15 protein-coding genes are annotated in these 15547 nt (G+C 71.9%); 9 read left to right on the plus strand and 6 right to left on the minus strand.

Going from position 1 to position 15547, the window contains the following annotated elements:
* Positions 1–233 precede the first annotated feature (233 nt).
* Positions 234–2189, plus strand: coding sequence for an AMP-dependent synthetase/ligase (locus tag ACWCP6_RS03175; RefSeq protein WP_450930601.1), 1956 nt, complete (start codon positions 234–236; stop codon positions 2187–2189).
* 178 nt (positions 2190–2367) lie between these two features.
* Here the strand turns inward: ACWCP6_RS03175 and ACWCP6_RS03180 are convergent, their stop codons facing one another.
* Positions 2368–2682 carry an AzlD domain-containing protein gene (locus ACWCP6_RS03180; RefSeq protein ID WP_450930602.1) on the minus strand — a complete coding sequence of 105 codons (315 nt, stop codon included), beginning with the start codon at positions 2680–2682 and terminating at the stop codon, positions 2368–2370.
* Entirely contained in the window at positions 2679–3449 is a 771-nt protein-coding gene (locus tag ACWCP6_RS03185) for an AzlC family ABC transporter permease (RefSeq protein ID WP_450930603.1), read from the minus strand. Before ACWCP6_RS03185 ends, ACWCP6_RS03180 begins: the two co-directional genes overlap by 4 nt.
* Before the next feature lie 79 nt (positions 3450–3528).
* Between ACWCP6_RS03185 and ACWCP6_RS03190 the strand changes: the two genes are divergently transcribed.
* Positions 3529–4092, plus strand: a complete 564-nt coding sequence (locus ACWCP6_RS03190; protein WP_450930604.1) for a helix-turn-helix domain-containing protein — start codon at positions 3529–3531, stop codon at positions 4090–4092.
* Between the two features lie 208 nt (positions 4093–4300).
* Here ACWCP6_RS03190 and ACWCP6_RS03195 read toward each other — a convergent pair whose 3' ends face one another.
* Positions 4301–4504, minus strand: a complete 204-nt coding sequence (locus ACWCP6_RS03195; RefSeq protein WP_255955214.1) for a cold-shock protein — start codon at positions 4502–4504, stop codon at positions 4301–4303.
* Between the two features lie 281 nt (positions 4505–4785).
* Between ACWCP6_RS03195 and ACWCP6_RS03200 the strand changes: the two genes are divergently transcribed.
* The 5 genes from ACWCP6_RS03200 (at position 4786) to ACWCP6_RS03220 (ending at position 10779) form a co-directional block, all read left to right on the plus strand.
* Positions 4786–5664 (plus strand): menaquinone biosynthetic enzyme MqnA/MqnD family protein, encoded by an 879-nt coding sequence (locus ACWCP6_RS03200; RefSeq protein ID WP_450930605.1) that lies wholly within the window; start codon positions 4786–4788, stop codon positions 5662–5664.
* Positions 5665–6040: 376 nt separating this feature from the next.
* Positions 6041–7963: a serine/threonine-protein kinase gene (locus ACWCP6_RS03205; RefSeq protein WP_450930606.1), complete on the plus strand. Its 1923-nt coding sequence runs from the start codon at positions 6041–6043 to the stop codon at positions 7961–7963.
* A 182-nt stretch (positions 7964–8145) separates the two neighbouring features.
* A complete protein-coding gene (gene mqnC, locus ACWCP6_RS03210; RefSeq protein ID WP_450930607.1) occupies positions 8146–9342 on the plus strand; it encodes a cyclic dehypoxanthinyl futalosine synthase in 1197 nt (398 codons plus the stop codon).
* Between the two features lie 41 nt (positions 9343–9383).
* Positions 9384–9983, plus strand: a complete 600-nt coding sequence (locus tag ACWCP6_RS03215) for an imidazolonepropionase-like domain-containing protein (protein WP_450930608.1) — start codon at positions 9384–9386, stop codon at positions 9981–9983.
* A gap of 100 nt (positions 9984–10083) precedes the next feature.
* On the plus strand, positions 10084–10779 hold the full coding sequence (locus ACWCP6_RS03220; RefSeq protein WP_450930609.1) for a demethylmenaquinone methyltransferase: 696 nt from the start codon (positions 10084–10086) through the stop codon (positions 10777–10779).
* A gap of 94 nt (positions 10780–10873) precedes the next feature.
* Here the strand turns inward: ACWCP6_RS03220 and ACWCP6_RS03225 are convergent, their stop codons facing one another.
* Both ACWCP6_RS03225 and ACWCP6_RS03230 read right to left on the minus strand, forming a co-directional pair.
* Positions 10874–11206, minus strand: coding sequence for a PASTA domain-containing protein (locus ACWCP6_RS03225; RefSeq protein ID WP_450930610.1), 333 nt, complete (start codon positions 11204–11206; stop codon positions 10874–10876).
* Positions 11207–11287: 81 nt separating this feature from the next.
* Positions 11288–11794, minus strand: coding sequence for a GNAT family N-acetyltransferase (locus ACWCP6_RS03230; RefSeq protein ID WP_450930611.1), 507 nt, complete (start codon positions 11792–11794; stop codon positions 11288–11290).
* A 127-nt stretch (positions 11795–11921) separates the two neighbouring features.
* Between ACWCP6_RS03230 and ACWCP6_RS03235 the strand changes: the two genes are divergently transcribed.
* Complete coding sequence (locus ACWCP6_RS03235) at positions 11922–13205, plus strand: geranylgeranyl reductase family protein (RefSeq protein ID WP_450930612.1); 1284 nt, start codon at positions 11922–11924, stop codon at positions 13203–13205.
* A gap of 384 nt (positions 13206–13589) precedes the next feature.
* On the opposite strand, the gene ACWCP6_RS03240 is transcribed toward ACWCP6_RS03235, so the two are convergent.
* Positions 13590–14408: a C40 family peptidase gene (locus tag ACWCP6_RS03240; RefSeq protein ID WP_450930613.1), complete on the minus strand. Its 819-nt coding sequence runs from the start codon at positions 14406–14408 to the stop codon at positions 13590–13592.
* 776 nt (positions 14409–15184) lie between these two features.
* Here ACWCP6_RS03240 and ACWCP6_RS03245 point away from each other — a divergent pair.
* Positions 15185–15544 (plus strand): NADH-quinone oxidoreductase subunit A, encoded by a 360-nt coding sequence (locus ACWCP6_RS03245; protein WP_003967084.1) that lies wholly within the window; start codon positions 15185–15187, stop codon positions 15542–15544.
* Positions 15545–15547 lie beyond the last annotated feature (3 nt).

The raw sequence follows: 15547 nt of genomic DNA on the forward strand, positions 1-15547 counted from the left end.
GCGAACGCCCCGCACCGGACGACCGGTGCGGGGCGTTCCCTTTTCGTGCGGAGCGCCGGGCGCGTTCGGAGTCCCGGGCGCAGCTCGTGTGACGGCCCGGTGGGAACTTGGTGTGAGGTGCCGCTGGCCTGGGGGAACCCATGGGCGTCGGGCGGCGTGGCTGATATGTGAGCTGTCCGTCTTGAATGTGACCGTCCTCCGAGGACGGAGGAGCCTACGCCTGGAGCCGCCCCATGCCGTCCCTGCGACCCCCGCACCGTGGCGCACCCGCCGCCCGCCCGTCCCTCGTCGCCCCCGATGTCCGCAGGGAGGGCGGGGTCGTGCGCGAGGCCTCCGTGCCGACACTGGCGGCGGCCGTGACGGAGGGGTCGCTCGCGGACATACCGTTCGACAACGCGCGCGAGGCCCCCGGCGACGCCGTGCTCGCCCGCAAGGGGGCGGACGGCCGCTGGCGGGACGTGAGCGCGGCGGAGTTCGCCGACGAGGTGCTCGCGGTCGCGAAGGGGCTCGTGGCCCAGGGGCTCGCTCCGGGGGACCGGCTGGCCGTCATGGCACGCACGACGTACGAGTGGACGCTCCTCGACTTCGCCGCCTGGGCGGCGGGCCTGGTGACCGTCCCCGTCTACCCCACGTCGTCCGCCTTCCAGACCCGGGTGATCCTCCAGGACTCGGGCGCCGTCGCCCTCGCCGTGGAGACGGTCGCGCAGGCGTCGGCCCTCGGTCCGGAACGCGACCGCCTGCCCGACCTCGACCACCTCTGGTGCTTCGAGCGGGGGGACATGGCCCGGCTGGCCGAGGCGGGCAGGGGCCCGCAGGCCGTGCCGGACGCGGACATGGAGGCGCGCCGCGGCGCGCTCACCCCCTCCACCATCGCCACGCTCATCTACACCTCCGGCACGACCGGCAGTCCCAAGGGCTGCGTCCTCACCCACGGCAACTTCTTCTCCGCGGTGGACAACGCGATCGAGCTGCTGCACCCGGTCTTCCGGTCGATCACCGACGAACCGGCGTCAACGCTGCTCCTCCTCCCCCTCTCCCACGTCTTCGGCCGCATGATCGCCATCGCCTGTCTGCGCGCGCGGATACGGCTCGGGCACGCCCCCTCGCTCAGCACCCAGGACCTGCTGGCCGATCTCGCGGGGTTCCGGCCCACCTTCCTGCCCGTCATCCCCCATGTGCTGGAGAAGGTCTTCAACTCCGGGCGTGCGGCCGCCGAGCGGGCGGGCCGTGCGGCGGTCTACGACAGCGCGGCCCGGGTCGCCCGCCGCTACGCCGAGGCCGTCGAGGCCGCGGAGCACGGCACGGGCCCGGGCCCCGGCACGGCCCTGCGCGCCGCCCGCGCCCTGTACGACCCGCTGGTCTACCGGCGCATCCGCGCCGCCCTGGGCGGCCACGTCCGGTACGCGATCTGCGGCGGCTCCCCGCTGGGACGGCGGCTCGCCGCGTTCTACGCGGGGGCCGGGATCACCGTCTACGAGGGCTACGGACTGACGGAGACGACGTCCGCCACGACCGTGTCCCCGCCGCTGAAGTCACGTATGGGCACGGTGGGTCTGCCGTTGCCGGGCACACGGGTGCGGATCGCCGAGGACGGGGAGGTGCTGCTCGACGGCGGGAACGTCTTCGCGGGGTACTGGGACGGCCGGGCACGCGAGGCCGTGCCGCTGCACAGCTCCGTTTCGGACACCGGCACCGGCTTCGACCAGGACGGCTGGTTCGCCACGGGCGACATCGGCTCCCTCGACGACGAGGGCTACCTCAGCATCACGGGCCGCAAGAAGGACCTCCTCGTGACGACGGCCGGGAAGAACGTCGCTCCGGCGCCGCTGGAGGACTGGCTGCGCGCGCACCCCCTGGTCGGCCAGTGCCTGGTCCTGGGGGACAGCCGGCCGTACGTCACCGCGCTCCTCACGCTCGACCCGGACGGGCTCACCCACTGGTGCCGTATGCGGGGCAAGGACGCCGCACCGGAGGAGCTGGTGGCCGACCCCGACCTCCGTGCCGCCCTCCAGCGCGCCGTCGACGAGACCAACAGGCTTGTCTCGCGCGCCGAGTCCATCCGCCGCTTCGCCGTTCTCCCGGTTCCCTTCACCGAGGAGTCGGGCCACCTCACGCCCTCGCTGAAGCTCAGGAGGGCGGCGGTGGAGCGGGACTTCGCGTCCGAGATCGAGGCGCTGTACGCCCCGTAGGGCGCGGGCGCGTGGCGGGTGGGGGAGCGGGGCTGTGGTGCGCACGCGCGGTGCGCACGCGCGGTGCGCACGCGCGGTGCGCACGCGCGGTGCGGGCCAGTGGCGCGCGCCCGCGGTGCCCGGTCTGCGGTGCCCGGTTCCTCGTGCGCGCCCGGGGTGCAGGCCCGTGGTGAACCCCCTAGGAGACCCCTGCCGCCCGCAGCGCCGCCGTGGTCACCGCGGCCCCCAGCACCACCGCGACGAAGGGTGCCCTCCGCCATGCCAGCAGCCCGCCGACCGCCACGCCGGCCGGCCGGGCCCAGCCGGCGAAGCCGCCCGCCTGGGTCAGGGCGCCGGTGGCGAGCAGGGCCACGAGGAGGACCGTGGCGCCGCGGGCCAGCAGACGCTGGACGTGGGCGGGGAGTTCGAGCCGTCCGTGCAGGGCCGGGCCGGCCAGGCGGAAGGCATAGGTACCGGCCGCGAGGGTCAGCGTGGCGATCAGCAGCGGTGTCATGAGCGTGACTTCCGGAATCGAGGGAGGCCGGGTGTGCTGCCGGAGAGAAGGAGACCGGTGAGCGCCAGCAGGACCGGGATGCCGGGCGGCAGCAGGGGCGCGGCGGCGAGGGCCACCGCGGATCCGGCGAGCGCGGCCCGTCGTGTGTCCCGGTCGTCGCGCAGCGCGGGCAGGACGAGGGCGAGCAGGACGGCGGGGTAGGCGGCGTCGAGACCGAGCGCGTCCGTGTCGCCGAGCGCGCTTCCCGCCAGGGCGCCGCCCAGGACGCAGACGTTCCATACGGCGAACAGGGCGAGTCCGGAGAGCCAGAACGCGCGCCGCCGGCGCGCCGGATCCGGCTGGGCGAAGGCGAACGCCGCCGTCTCGTCGGTGACCAGATGCGCTCCGAGGAACCGCGCCGCACGACCGGGGCCGAGGACGTCGGACACGGCGAGACTGAACGCCGCGGTACGGGTGTTGAGCAGCAGTCCGGTCGCGGCCGCCGTCAGCGGGCCGCCCCCGGCCAGCAGGATCGCGACGGTGCTGAACTGGGCGGCGCCCGCGAACACCACCAGTGACATGAGCACCGGCAGCCAGGCCGGCAGCCCGCCGGCCACCGCGATCGCGCCGAACGACACTCCGACGACACCGTCGGCCAGACAGACCAGGGCCACGTCACGGAGCAGCCGGCGGTCGGCCCGGGCGGCAGCCCCGTCGCCCGTCGTCCGCGGCGCGCCGTCGCCGCCGGGTCCTGGTGGAGCCTTCCGTGTTCGGAGTAGCGAACGCATGTTTTCTACAATGAACAGAGAGTCGCCCGTTCGTCAAGGCGAACGGGCGTACCGGCAGAGCGAACGGAGTGTGCGGATCATGGCTGAAGGGTCCCCGGGCCTGCCCCTCGACCGGATCGCGGCGGCACTGCGCCGCGAGCGCACCCGCGCCGGGCTCTCCCTCTCCGAGCTGGCCAAACGCGCCGGGATCGCCAAGTCCACGCTGTCCCAGCTGGAGTCGGGCGCCGGAAATCCGAGCCTGGAGACCATGTGGGCGCTGAGCGTCGCCCTCGGGGTCACCTTCAGCGTGCTGGTCGAGCCGCCACGCCCGGCCGTCCAGGTGATCCGGGCCGGCGAGGGTCCCGCCGTGCCGTCGGAGCGCGCCGAGTACACGGCCACGCTGCTGTCCGCGAGCCCGCCCGGTGCGCGCCGCGACGTGTACTTCCTGAACGTGGAGCCCGGGACGGTGCGGGAGTCGGAGCCGCATCTGCCCGGGACGGTCGAGCATCTGGTCGTCGCCTCGGGGCGGGTCGAGACCGGGCCGCGGGACGCGCCCGTGGAGCTCGGGCCGGGGGACTACATCTCGTACCCGGGGGACGTTCCGCACGTCTGCCGGGCGTTGGAGGCCGGCACGACCTGCGTGATGATCGTCCAGCACGGCTGACCGCAAGGGTGTCCGGTGGCCGACCCGGGGCAGGCGCGGTGACCGCGGCCGGAGGCGGAGTGGCCCGGCGCCAACGCAGGGGAAATGTCCCGGACGTACGGGTGTCCGGCACAAAGGCAGGAGCCCCGCACCGTCAGGTGCGGGGCTCCTTGGGTACTGCTATCCGTTCCGGATCAGGAACCCGAGTTCATGACCTCGGTACCGCCGCTTAGATCGGGGTGACGTTCTCCGCCTGCGGACCCTTCGGGCCCTGCGTGACGTCGAAGCTCACGGACTGGTTCTCCTCGAGGGAGCGGAAGCCAGTCGCGTTGATCGCGGAGTAGTGGACGAAGACGTCGGGGCCCCCGCCTTCCTGGGCGATGAAGCCAAAGCCCTTTTCGGCGTTGAACCACTTCACGGTTCCGGTAGCCATAAGCCCTCCTTGGGCCAAAGGGTTGCCCTGCTCCAGAACCTGCTGTTGTAACAACTGCAAAAGTCTGAAAACGACAAGAGCCTGCGGGTCACATGCTCCGCAGGCTCTGTACTGCAAGGGAAACCAAACTGCAACTTGCGGCGAGCCTAGCACGCGCGCGCGGGAAAGCGATAGAGGGAAAGATCACGTCACCCGGATGTTTGAGTCTCCGTTCACCCGGGTTGACGGAAGGGGTCACCCCTGCATCGGGTCCATCCTCGCACGGGGTCTAGCCTCGCGATGTGGACAATCCTCCCTCCGACTCATCCGTCGGCTCCCGTCGCCCCCGGCCGCGCGTCGGCCACATCCAGTTCCTGAACTGCTTGCCCCTGTACTGGGGTCTGGCGCGGACCGGGACGCTCCTCGACCTCGAGCTCACGAAGGACACCCCGGAGAAGCTCAGCGAACAGCTCGTGCGCGGCGACCTCGACATCGGGCCGGTCACCCTCGTCGAATTCCTGAAGAACGCCGACAAGCTGGTCGCACTCCCCGACATCGCCGTCGGCTGCGACGGCGACGTCATGTCCTGCGTGATCGTGTCGCAGGTGCCGCTGGACCGCCTCGACGGCGCCCGGGTGGCGCTGGGCTCCACCTCCCGGACGTCCGTCCGGCTGGCCCAGCTGCTGCTCCAGGAGCGCTACGGCGTACGCCCCGACTACTACACCTGCCCGCCCGACCTCGGGCTGATGATGCAGGAGGCGGAGGCCGCCGTCCTCATCGGCGACGCCGCGCTGCGCGCCAACCTGCACTACGGCCCGCGCCTCGGCCTCGACGTGCACGACCTGGGCCGGATGTGGAAGGAGTGGACCGGGCTGCCGTTCGTCTTCGCCGTCTGGGCGGTCCGCCGCGACTACCTGGAGCGCGAGCCCGCCGTGGTGCGCAAGGTCCACGAGGCGTTCCTCGCATCCCGGGACCTCTCCCTCGAGGAGGTCACCAAGGTCGCCGAACAGGCCGCCCGCTGGGAGGCCTTCGACGAGTCCGTCCTCGAGCGGTACTTCACCACCCTCGACTTCCGGTTCGGCGGGCCCCAGCTGGCCGCTGTCCAGGAGTTCGCCCGCCGCGTCGGTCCCACGACCGGATTTCCCGCGGACGTGAAGGTGGACTTGCTGGAAGTCCTGTGAAGTTCCCGGGTGCGCCGTCGTGGGATGCGGAGTTGTCGACGCGAAGGTGAACGAGAGTGAATCCGTACGGGAATTCAGTCCGACGAATTCCCGTACGGAACGTCATCGCCCGCCCTGCGCCGGTCTTTGACCGACCCTCCGTCCCCACCGCCTTCCGGCTTCGCATTCTTCCCGGAATGGCACGGTCGAGTTAGACGCCGTCGGCGCCTCGGACCGCCGCCGGGTGCCTTCGTCCGCCGCCCGCACGGTAATCGCGGCACGGGGGTCGAACTCCCGTTCGTGATACGTGTGCGTTTCAGGCGTCGCGGGGCAGGCGGGAGTTCGCCGGCACCGCCTAGGCTGCTGTGCACACTCGGTACAGGGGGAGGCGGATGCCGTGCAGCCGAGCACCGTACGGCCGCTGGAATCCGGCGAGCCGACCGCCATCGGGCCCTACCGGCTGCTCGGCCGGCTCGGCTCGGGCGGTATGGGCCGCGTCTATCTGGGACGCAGTGCGGGCGGGCGCACCGTCGCGGTGAAGGTGGTGCACCCGCACTTCGCGCTCGACGAGGAGTTCCGTGCCCGCTTCCGGCGCGAGGTCGAGGCCGCGCGCCGGGTCGGCGGGGCGTTCACGGCCCCGGTGCTCGACGCGGACCCCGACGCGCCCGTGCCGTGGGTGGCCACGGGCTATGTGGCGGGCCCCTCGCTGGCCCACGCCGTCGGCTCGCCGGACGGCGGGACACCCCTGCCCGAGCACTCCGTACGCGTCCTCGCCGCCGGACTGGCCGAGTCGCTGGCCCATGTGCACGGACTCGGCCTCGTCCACCGCGACGTGAAGCCGTCGAACGTGCTGCTCGCCCTCGACGGGCCCCGCCTCATCGACTTCGGCATCGCCCGCGCCACGGAGGGCACCGCCTCGCTGACCTCCACCGGTGTCTCCGTCGGCTCGCCGGGCTACATGGCGCCGGAGCAGATCCTCGGCAAGGGCGTGACGGGTGCCGCCGACGTGTTCTCGCTGGGCGCGGTCATGGTGTACGCGGCGACGGGCGTGCCGCCGTTCTCCGGTGACTCCTCGGCGACGCTGCTCTACAAGGTCGTCCACGAGGAACCCGAAATCGGTCCGATGGGCGAGGAGTTGCGGGAACTGGCGACCGCCTGCCTGGCCAAGGGGCCGGCGTCCCGGCCGTCGCCCGCCGAACTCGCCCGCCGTCTCGCCCCGCAGGGCACTGCCCGCCTCGCGTCGGCGGGCTGGCTGCCCGGGCCGCTGGTGGAGGAGGTGAGCCGCAGCGCGGTGTCCCTGCTGGACCTCGACGCGGCGCCCGGCCCCGAAGCGCCCTCCGGCCCGGTCGAGTTCACGACCCCGGCCGTCGGGGCCTTCGGGCCACCGGATCCGTCGTACGACGGTGGACCGAGGGACGCCGCGGCCGTCGCGCCGTACGGGAACGGTGAGCCGGGGAAGGAGGCGGGGGCCGCGTCGCACGGGCGAGGCGGGCCGGAGCGCGGCCCGGGTGCTCCGGCGCACGGGGACAGCGGCGCGGAGCCGGGCCCGGCCGCCGGATCGCACGGTGCGCCGTCCGCCCCCGTGCCGCCGACCGTTCCGCCGGCGCCCGCGGAGGTGCCGCATCCCCGTACCGAGGTCTCCGACGGCGGGCCCGGCAAGCTCTCCGTCAGTCTCACCGCGGCCTCCGCACAGGGGCCCGACGGCCGCGGGCGCAGGCTGAGTTGCACCGTCGCGCTGGCGGTGGCGGGTGCGCTGGCCGCGGTGACCGTCGGCTCGGCCTTCCTCTTCGACCTCCTGCCCGGCGGCACCGGCGGGAGCCATGACACGGCGAGCGGCGGCCACTCGCCGGTGGCGACCACGCCCGGCGCCGGCGACCCGGGCCGCGGGACGACCCCCAGTGCCTCCCGGACCCCGAGCCCGACCCCGACCCGGACCCCGACGGCCACCGCCGCTCCCGCCGGCGGGGTCCCCACGGCGTTCCTCGGTACCTGGAAGGGGCCGGCCACCGGGCTGGGCGGCAGCCTCCCGATGGGGACCTTCGAGCTCGCCGTCCACCGCGCGTCCACCGGCCAGGAGTTCGCCACGTTGACCCAGACCGACGCCCTGGGCGGCGTGTGCGAGGACGTCCTGACGCTGGAGAAGGCAGCCGGCGACCGGCTCGACGCCACCGGACGGGGCAAGGGCACCAACCCGGACCACTGCTCCCAGACCCCGCACGCCATCCGGCTCGCGCTCCGGGGCGACGCCCTCACCTACGCCTCGGACGACCCGAAGGCGGGGAACCCGCAGGCGACGATGGCGCGCGTCACGAAGCCGTAGCCGGTGCCGGGCGGATCACGCCGGGCTCGCGGGGCCCGGCCCGTCGCCTCCAGGACCCGACCGGCCTGGCGTCGGCCGGGCACAAGGGCTGACGTAGTCTGGATCGGTCCGTCAAGAACCGTGACCAATCGGTCCGGATCAGCTGACGAACCCGTCCAGACCCCTTAAGAAAGGGACGCCCGGTGACCGAGAAGGCCGATCTCCAGCCCATCCTGGACCGTGCTGCCGCCGGCGGGCGGATCACTCCGGAAGAGGCGCTCGCGCTGTACCGAGACGCCCCGCTGCACGCGCTGGGCGCGGCCGCCGACGCCGTGCGGCGGCGCAGGTACGCGGGTGTCGAGCACATCGCGACGTACATCATCGAGCGCAACATCAACTACACGAACGTCTGTGTGACGGCGTGCAAGTTCTGCGCCTTCTACGCGCCGCCCAAGAGCGACAAGGGCTGGACGCGGGACCTGGACGACATCCTGCGGCGCTGCGCCGAGACCGTCGAGCTGGGCGGCACGCAGATCATGTTCCAGGGCGGACACCACCCGGACTTCGGCGTCGAGTACTACGAGAAGCACTTCGGGGCCATCAAGAAGGAGTTCCCGCAGCTGGTCATCCACTCCCTGGGGGCCAGCGAGGTCGAGCACATGGCCCGTATCTCCCAGGTGTCCGTGGAGGAGGCCATCCAGCGGATCCACGCCGCGGGGCTCGACTCCTTCGCGGGCGCCGGCGCCGAGCTGCTGCCCGAGCGGCCGCGCAAGGCCATCGCGCCGCTGAAGGAGAGCGGTGAGCGCTGGCTGGAGATCATGGAGACGGCGCACCGGATGGGCGTGGAGTCCACCTCCACCATGCTGATGGGCACCGGCGAGACCAACGCCGAGCGCATCGAGCACCTGCGCATGATCCGCGACGTACAGGACCGTACGGGCGGCTTCCGCGCCTTCATCCCGTACACCTACCAGCCCGAGAACAACCATCTGAAGGGCCGCACGCAGGCCACCGTCTTCGAGTACCTGCGGATGATCGCGATCGCCCGCATCTTCCTCGACAACGTGGCCCACATCCAGGGTTCCTGGCTGACCACCGGCAAGGAGGCCGGGCAGCTGTCCCTCCACTACGGCGCGGACGACCTCGGCTCGGTCATGCTGGAGGAGAACGTCGTGTCGTCCGCCGGTGCCAAGCACCGCTCGAACCTCATCGAGATGATCGACATGATCCGCAAGGCCGACCGGGTCCCGGCCCAGCGTGCGACCACGTACGAGCACCTCGTCGTGCACGACGACCCGGCGAACGACCCGGTCGACGAGCGGGTCATGTCCCACATCTCCTCGACGGCGATCGAGGGCGGCACGGCCCACCCCGAGCTGAAGCTCGTCCCGTCCAACTGAGCCACCCACCGATCCGCCAACCGAACCCGAGCGAGCCGGATTTGCTCACGCTGCACGTCGCCGAGGCCGCGCCCGAGGCCGCCGTCCTGGTCGACGGCGCACTCGTCGCCGCCGTCGGCCCGTACGAGGAGCTGGCCGCCGCCCATCCGCAGGCGCGGGTGCGGCGCTGGCCCGGCATCCTCACGGCCGGGCTGCTCAACCCGTACGGGCCCGAGCTGCTGGAGGGCATGTACCACCCCGACCCGCGCGAGGCCGACGCCCTCGGCACCGATCCGATCGGTGGTGAGCGGGCCCGGGCGCTCTTCCGCGCGGAGCCGTCCCGCAAGGGCGCCAGCGCGCGCCGGGGCGTGCAGCGCCTTCTCGCCCACGGCACCGTTGCCATCGCGGGGGAACTGCGCGAGCGGGCGGCGCTGGACGCGGTGCGGCGCGCCGGGCTCGTCGTCGGCCGTCGCCCCGCCGCGCTGCCGGGCCCGCCGTCCTTCTCCCCGGCCCCGCTGGTCCTGCTGCCGCCCCTGACCGCGGGAGCGCCCGCCCGTTTCGCCGTCTTCGCCGTGCCCGACCGGGCAGCTCTGGTTGCGGAGGGCGCGGCGACCTGCGTGGCGACCGTGCTCGGCGGACGGCTGGTGTACCGGGGTCGGTGAGGGCCGGCGCACCGGAGCCGGTGACAGCCGGTCGTCCGGGGCGGCGACGCACCGGCGGCCCGGCGCCGCCGCCCGGTGACCGGGCTGCCAGAATGGCCGGGTGACCCGCGCATCCCTGGACAAGCAGCCGCACGAAGTCGCCTCGATGTTCGACGACGTGGCGGAACGGTACGACCTCACCAACGACGTGCTGTCGCTCGGCCAGGCCCGGCTGTGGCGCAAGGAGGTCGCCAAGGCGGTCGACGCCCGGCCCGCGCAGAAGATCCTCGACCTGGCGGCCGGTACGGCCACGTCCTCGCTGCCGTTCGCGCAGACCGGCGCCTATGTGGTGCCGTGCGACTTCTCCGTCGGCATGCTCCAGGTCGGCAAGAGGCGGCACCAGTGGCTGCCGTTCACGGCGGGCGACGCGACGAAACTGCCGTTCAAGGACGACACCTTCGACGCCGTGACGATCTCCTTCGGGCTGCGCAACGTCCAGGACACCGGTGCGGCGCTGCGCGAGATGCTCCGCGTCACCAGGCCCGGCGGCCGGCTCGTCATCTGCGAGTTCTCGGCACCGACCTGGGCGCCGTTCCGCACCGTCTACACCGAGTACCTGATGCGCGCGCTGCCGCCGGTCGCGCGGGCCGTGTCGTCCAACCCCGACGCGTACGTCTATCTCGCCGAGTCGATCCGGGCCTGGCCCGACCAGCCGGGGCTGGCGGCGCTGCTGCGCGAGGCCGGCTGGTCGAAGGTGGCGTGGCGCAACCTGACGGGCGGCGTCGTGGCACTGCACCGGGCCTACAAGCGGGGCTGAACGGCCGCGCGGTCGCACGGCCGGGCGACCGCATGGCCGTGCGCACCGGCAGGGGCGGGCGACCGCGCGGACGGACGGTGGGCCGAGCGGCCGTTCACCATCCGGCCGTGATCGCCTCGCCCGGCTCGTCGAGCTCCCGCCGCAGCCCTCCGGAGGGCGGACGGGGGATGCGCGGCTCGCGCACCCCGGAACCGCCCCCGCCCTCCCCTTCGCCGAAGTCGAACCACACGGTGACGACGGCACCGCGCGGCACCTCCACGCCGGGCGGCGGGTACTGGCGCACGACGTGGTCGACGACGGTGAGATGGAAGTCGGGGCGGTCGGGCGCTGCCAGCAGGACGCCGCGCGCCTCCGCGGTCTCGCGCGCGTCCACGGCCATCAGGCCGACCAGCCGCGGTACGCGCACTTCGGGTGTCTTGGGTGTCATGTGCACAAACTCACCCCCAGCGGTACTCGCAGGGTAACTCCGGCGCCCGCTTCCGTGGAGTCCCGCGGGGTCTGCGGGGAGTCACAAGTCCAGCCGGAAGCAGTACGCCTCCGTCCCGGAGACCGGTGAGGTGAGCGTGTCCGCGAGTTCCATGCCGAGGCGGCGGGTGACGGCGATGGAGCGCTCGTTACCGGCCGCGACCATGGCGACCACACTGCGTACACCCGCCGTGTGCAGCCGTTCCAGCGTGATCCGGGCCGCCGCGGTCGCGTATCCCCGGCCCCAGTGGGCGCGTCCGAGCCGCCAGCCGATCTCGATCTCGCCCGCCGGGCCCCACGCGTGCGGCCACGGCTGGGCGCCGGCGAAGCCGATCACCCGGTCGTCCTCGTCGGTCGTCGTCCACAGGCAGAAACCGAGCTCCGCGTCATGCTTGCGCTGCCGGGCCGTCAACTCCTCGTACACGGAGACCTCGGCGGACGCGCCACCGTGGAACTCCATGACCTCCGGGTCGTCGAAGACCCGGTGCCAGGCGAACGCGTCCTCGTCGGTGGGGACACGCAGCCGTACGACGGGGAGTACTCGGTTCATGGAACGGCCCTTCGGCTGGCTGATCAGTACCGCTGCATAGACTGCACGTGTCCTGTGCCCCTCGGCACGCCATTTCCGGTCTTCGATTTCTTTCGACGGCTGCTACGACTCGTGGGGAGAACCCGCAGTGACCGAGCCCCTCTCCGAACACTCCGCGGATGTGATCGTCGTCGGTGCCGGCCCCGCCGGTTCGACGACCGCGTACCACCTGGCGAAGGCGGGACTCGACGTCCTGCTGCTCGAGAAGACCGCCTTCCCGAGGGAGAAGGTCTGCGGCGACGGGCTGACCCCGCGTGCCGTGAAGCAACTGGTCGCCATGGGCATCGACATCTCCGAAGAGGCGGGCTGGCTGCGCAACAAGGGTCTGCGGATCATCGGCGGCGGCAGCCGGCTCCAGCTGGACTGGCCGGATCTCGCCTCCTTTCCGGACTACGGACTCGTCCGCAAGCGCGACGACTTCGACGAGCAGCTGGCGCGGCAGGCGCAGAAGGCGGGTGCACGGCTGTACGAGCAGTGCAACGTCGGCAGCCCGATCATCGACGATCGCACCGGCCGTATCACCGGCGTGCACGCCAAGCTCGGCGACGAGAAGACCCCGGTCACCTTCCATGCGCCCCTGGTGGTCGCCGCCGACGGCAACTCCACGCGCCTCTCGCTCGCCATGGGCCTGCACCGTCGCGAGGACCGCCCGATGGGCGTCGCCGTGCGCACCTACTTCACCTCTCCCCGGCACGACGACGACTACCTGGAGTCCTGGCTGGAGCTGTGGGACCGGCGCGGCGGCCAGGAGCGGCTGCTGCCCGGCTACGGCTGGATCTTCGGCATGGGCGACGGCACGTCCAACGTCGGCCTGGGCGTGCTGAACACCTCCGCCTCCTTCAAGGAGCTGGACTGGCGCGAGGTACTGAAGGCCTGGTGCGCCTCCATGCCGGAGGACTGGGGCTACGTCCCCGAGAACATGACCGGCCCGATCCGCGGTGCCGCCCTGCCGATGGCCTTCAACCGCCAGCCCCACTACACGCGCGGTCTGCTGCTCGTCGGCGACGCGGGCGGCCTGGTGAACCCCTTCAACGGCGAGGGCATCGCGTACGCCATGGAGTCCGGCCAGATCGCGGCCGACGTCATCGTCCAGGCCCACGCCCGTGCCACCGACGCCCAGCGGGAGCTGGCCCTCCACCGCTACCCGAAGGTCCTCAAGGACACCTACGGCGGCTACTACACGCTCGGCCGCGCCTTCGTGAAGCTCATCGGCAACCCGAAGGTCATGAAGATCGCGACCCAGCGGGGCCTGACCCACCCGGTCCTGATGAAGTTCACGCTGAAGATGCTCGCGAACCTGACCGACCCGACGGGCGGGGACGCGATGGACCGGATCATCAACGGTCTGAGCAAGGTGGCGCCGAAGGCGTGAGCACGGCGTGCGCCGACGGCGCACGCGCTCCGGCGGGGCAGGCGCTCCGGGGAAGCGGTCGCGGCCATGGGCCGGGCCGCTTCCCGTCGTTTCCGCCCCGGAGCCCTCCGGGGGGCGGCCTCCGTGCGGCCTCCGGCGCCTCGGAGCGCCGTCGGGGCGCCGTCGGGGCGCAGGAGCGCCCCGGGGCGCTGCCCGCCCGCCGGAGCCGGCGTGGACCGAGCGGCCGACCGGAGGCGCTTTCGGAGCACACTGCCCCATAGGTGCGTTCTGTGGCGATGTGCCCGAATGCTCCGGGCGGGCACGGGGGTTGCCGGAAGCACGACGAAGCCGCCGCTCCCGCGGGGGAACGGCGGCCTCATGCCCGGAGGGCGGGTACGGGTCCCGTCAGAGAACGCGCACCGCGCCCGTCGCCGGGTAGCCGGAGAGGTCCTGGATGACGACGCCCTTGGAGGGGTTCGCGGCGTCCAGGTACTGACCGTTGCCGATGTAGACGCCCACGTGGTACGCGGAACCGGCGCTGCCCCAGTAGAGGATGTCGCCGACCTGGATGTTGGAGAGCGAGACCGGCGTACCGGCCGTCGACTGCTCCTGGGAGACGCGGGGAAGGCTCACGCCGGCCTGCCGGAAGGCGGCCTGGACGAGGCCGGAGCAGTCCCACGAGTTCGGCCCGGTGCCGCCCATGACGTAGGCGTCGCCGACCTGGGCCTTGAGGAAGCTGATGACCGTCGCCACACTGCCGCTCGCCGGAGCGGACACATCGGCGGATGCGGAACCACCCGAAGCGGAGGCGCTGAGCGTCGTGCGCGCGGAGGACCGCGAGGCGCGCGCCGTCTCCTCGGCCTTCCGCTTGGCCTCGGCCTCGGCCTTCTTCTTGGCCTCCGCCTTCCGTGCGGCCTCGGCCTGGTCCTTCTTGGCCTGCTTGGCGGCCTGTGCGGCGGCGGAGTCCTGCTCGGCCTGGAGCTCGTAGGCCACGGCGGCCTGCTGCGTGGCGGCCGCGGACTGGGCGACCTGGACGGACAGGTCAGCCGTCAGGGTGGGCATCTCGATGGTCTCGGTCACCGGCTCGGCGGCGTTCGCCGAACCGGACGCACCGGCCACTGCCAGGGTGCTGAGGACGCCACCGGCAACTCCGGCGCGCAGCGCCAGCTTCGACGCGCTGCGGCGGGGCTTCCGGTGGCTGGGTATGTGAGCGGTGTGGGACATGGGTACAACGGCTATCAGGGCCTCCCCGAAACCTTCAAGAAACGTGTGGTCCGCCACAGTTGCCGTTCACACTCCCGAATCCCGGGTGTGTCGCTCTTTATTGACGCCGTAACGGGCAATGCGGACACAGCCGATCATGCGTGTGATCATGGGCTTTCTGCAATACGTCCGAATTGCCCTCCGCCTACCACTCGTTGAGCCGGTTGGCCAAGCCCGGTATTTCGGACGACTCTGTCGATGTGGTGCAGGTCACGGAACGGTCACTCGTGGGCCTGCGTCCCGCTCGTGAATGTGTGCACGCGTCCACATCGAGACGCCCTGATCCCTCCGTCGTGTGACGGCGCCCCTTTATCAGGTGGATCGGTCCAACACCAATTTGCCCGCGATGGCGATGGCTTGATAGTGCACGGCGCCTCCCGCAACCCTCCTACCAGGGGTAACGGATCAAAAAGTCACCACTGGTGATCAGTCAGGCGCTTCGCGTGTGAAGATCACCGCTCATCCGACTTCATGATCCTTCGCCGGGTGGTGGAGATCACAAAGGTGATGATGAACCCCGTGTCGCAGATCACAGACCGACAGGCATAGGATGCGAGGCAGCTGGGCTTGTGACCTGCTTCACATGCACACGATCTCCGGGCGAAATCCCGGCGGTTGGCGGGGCCCGCGAGACCTGAGGGTCTGGTGAGGCCCGTGGTGCTCGTGAGGTGTGTGAGGCGGACCGCTCGCCCGGCGCCGCCGAAACAGTCAGTGCCGACTGAGAGGAGCGAGGAGCGGTGAACGCGTATGCGCCCATCCTCGTACTGGGAGCCCTCGGGGCAGGCTTTGCGATCTTCTCCGTGGTCATGGCCACGCTAATCGGTCCAAAGCGCTACAACCGGGCCAAGCTCGAGGCCTACGAGTGCGGTATCGAGCCGACGCCGACACCGGCCGGCGGCGGACGATTCCCGATCAAGTACTACCTGACGGCGATGCTCTTCATCGTCTTCGACATCGAGATCGTCTTCCTCTACCCCTGGGCCGTCTCGTTCGACGCCCTGGGGATTTTCGGGCTCGTGGAGATGCTGCTCTTCGTGCTCACCGTCTTCGTCGCGTACGCGTACGTATGGCGGCGCGGCGGCCTGGAATGGGACTGAAAC

The organism is Streptomyces sp. NPDC002004 (genome assembly GCF_053593975.1).